Origin of the sequence: Mesorhizobium sp. CA13 (genome assembly GCF_020165235.1) — a bacterium.
GTDB lineage: Bacteria > Pseudomonadota > Alphaproteobacteria > Rhizobiales > Rhizobiaceae > Mesorhizobium.
Genome location: NZ_JAIUHS010000030.1, coordinates 1 through 2,820, shown reverse-complemented (window position 1 = coordinate 2,820; position 2,820 = coordinate 1). Strand labels below are relative to the sequence as shown.

Here is a 2,820-nt window from a genome sequence, read left to right as displayed (position 1 = left end):
GTTGGCATCATAGCTGAGGCTGGTCTTGAATCCGGGCAAGGGCGCGTCGCTGAGGCCGGCGAATTTGGTGCCGCCGACACCGCCGGTGGCATTGAGGATGGTGTAGTTCCTGGAAACAGAGCCGCCTGCCGGGAACGTGACATCGACGGTGCCGCCCGAAAGATCGGCGGAGCCGGTGACGTTCGCGCGGTCGGCCGCGCCGCCGGAGACCTCGACGGCGTAGACCGAGCCTGCGCCGAACGCAAGGTTCCCGATGATATTGATCGTGCCGATCGAATTGCCCGGTGAAAGCGTGCCGCCGGCCAGCGTGGCGGAGCCGACACTGCCAGTGCCGCCAAGTGTCGCGCCCGCATTCACCGTCAGGCTCGAAAAGACGATCGAGCCGTTCGCCACAAGCGTGCCGGCGTCGACGATCGTCGCGCCGGTGTAGGTGTTGTTGCCGGATAGGAAAAGCGTGCCGGTACCGGACTTGACCAGCGTGCCGGTGCCGCTGATCACGCCGCTCCAGGTCAGTGGAGCCGATGCACCGAAGAAACCGCCGCTGTTCGTGATTGTGACGGGGCGATTGACCGTCTGTGCCGAAGCAACCGAAGCTAGCCCGATCGTGCCGCTGTTCAGATTGATGGCGCTGCCCGCGGCGCCTAGGCTGGCGTCGGTAGTGAACAACAGCGCGCCGGCCGAAACGGTCGTGCCGCCCGAATAGGTATTCGTACCGGAAAGGATCAGGTCGCCGGAGCCGAACTTGACCAGCACGCCGCTTCCTCCGATGACGCCACTCAAGGTGAGGGCCTTGCCTGGGTCGACGAGCAAGACGCCGTTACCCCTCAAAAGCCCGACGGGCCGGGAACTGGTGAAGGTCTCGGAGGCGTGCAGACCGCCGCCGTCGAGCAGGTGGAGATGGGCATCTGCCTTGCCGAGTTTGGCGTCGGAGGCGACAAGCAGGGTTCCGCCTTCCACCCGCGTGCCGCCCGCATAGGTGTTCTCGCCAGTGAGCGCGACCTCGCCGTTGGCTCGTTTCCAGAGATTGCCGGTGCCGGACACGATGCCAGCATAGGTGCCGCTGCCCGCCTGATCGAAGAAGATGGAGGCATTATTGTTGATGGTGATATTGCGCTGCAGGCTCGACGTGTTGCCCTGCAGGATGCCGGCATTGACGATGGTGCCGCCGCTATAGGCATTGGCGCCGGTGAGGACGGTCACCCCGTCGCCATTCTTGACCAGAGACCAGCTGCCACTGTCGGTGCCGGTGCCGCCAGCTCCGGTCTGGTCGATGATGATGTCGCTTATGGTCTGCGTCTGTCCGGCGCCAGGGGCGACGCTGAACGACCCGTTGCCGTCAAGGAAGATGCCCGAACCGGTACCCTGGCCGGGATTGCCACCACACACTGGAGATACTGGAAGGCCTTTGCATCCGTTTTCCACTCCACCGTCACCGCCAGCGACGGCATTTCCGGAAATGTTGAGAGCGCCGGCCAGGGTCAGGCTGCCGCCCTCCTGAACGAAGATCGCACCGCCGAGACCGGCGCCGCCGCCGCCGCCAGCACTGGGGTCCTTGCCGTTGCTATTGCCGCCGCCGAAGCCACCGAGCACGACCACTGAGTTGAAGATATCGCCGTTGCCGCCGGCTCCGCCGCCAAAACCGCCGGAGCCACCTCCATTGGGGCCGCCACCACCGCCACCGCCGAAGCCACCGGGGTGGCCCTGCTGCTCGAAGGCGTGGGCACCGTCGCCGCCGCCGCCTGTACCGCCGCCACCATTGACGACAGGGCCGGCGTCGCCGCCGTTAGCACCGGTGGGCCAATAGCCACCACCGCCGCCACTGGTCCAACCGCCGGTATCTGGCCTGAGCGCGCCGCCGTTGCCGCCGTGCGCCTGGTTGGCCTGCAGGTTGACGTTTCTCACCGTCACGTTGGCGCCGCTGGCGACGAACAGCGCGCCGCCCAGTCCAGCGCCGCCACCGCCGCCGCCGCCTCCAATATACAGCTCGCCGCCATACCTTGCGTCGCCTCCTCTGCCGCCCTGGGCCTTGGCGTTGGCAATGGTGAGATCGTTGACGACTACTGTGCCGGACTGGACGAACAGGCCGCGATACTGGTTATTGCCGGACAGCGTGAAGTTGCCACCGTCGATGGTCACGTCTTTCTGCATGGTGGGCAAGTTTGCGCTCAGGGTGACGTTCGCGGTGAAGGTGATGGTGTCGTTTTTCTGGGCGTTACTGATGGCGTCCCTGAGCGTCGCCTCGTCTTTGACAATCCAGTCAGTCTCGACAGCACTTGCCGGAAGCGCGGCCGACAACATGCCGGCTACCAGGAGGATGGCCAGCGCCAGGCGCGAGCCGGACTTTGACAGACAAGTCTCTCTGCGCAGAGCCGTCGTCGGATGAGCCCGCATCGGTGCATCGACTGTTCCACCCACCTGCTTTGCTTCCCGAAAGCCCCCGAACTTGTGGATCTTGAGTTCGATTGCTGACAAAGGAAATTTCAGGAGAAGGCGGGCAACAATCGCGGCTCTCGCCCAAAAGCCCGATTTCGTACGTTTGCCTGAAACGGCCGGCATGATGAAACCGATTGACGCGAAGATGAACTTGATCGTTTTCCAGCCCTCAAACATCGTATCGTTACCTTTCTCACCATCGCGTTGGTCGCCAAGATGCGCATAGCCTCACCAGGTGATGCCGAGCTTTAGCTTGCCGGAATAGCTCTTCACGTTGCCGGAGAACTCGCCCTGGAAGGTGGCCGCGGCGAAGACGCCGGAGGGAGAGGTGTACTGGGCGCCGGCGTCGACGAGCAGGGCGTTGCGGTCGGGTTTGGCGCCGTCGAT

Annotated in this window: 1 protein-coding gene; it reads right to left on the bottom strand. The window is 64.4% G+C overall.

What is annotated here, in order from left to right; translation table 11 throughout:
- On the bottom strand, window positions 1–2,415 hold a 2,415-nt coding region (locus LB566_RS30460), incomplete at its 3' end, for an autotransporter-associated beta strand repeat-containing protein (protein WP_181172673.1).
- Window positions 2,416–2,820 lie beyond the last annotated feature (405 nt).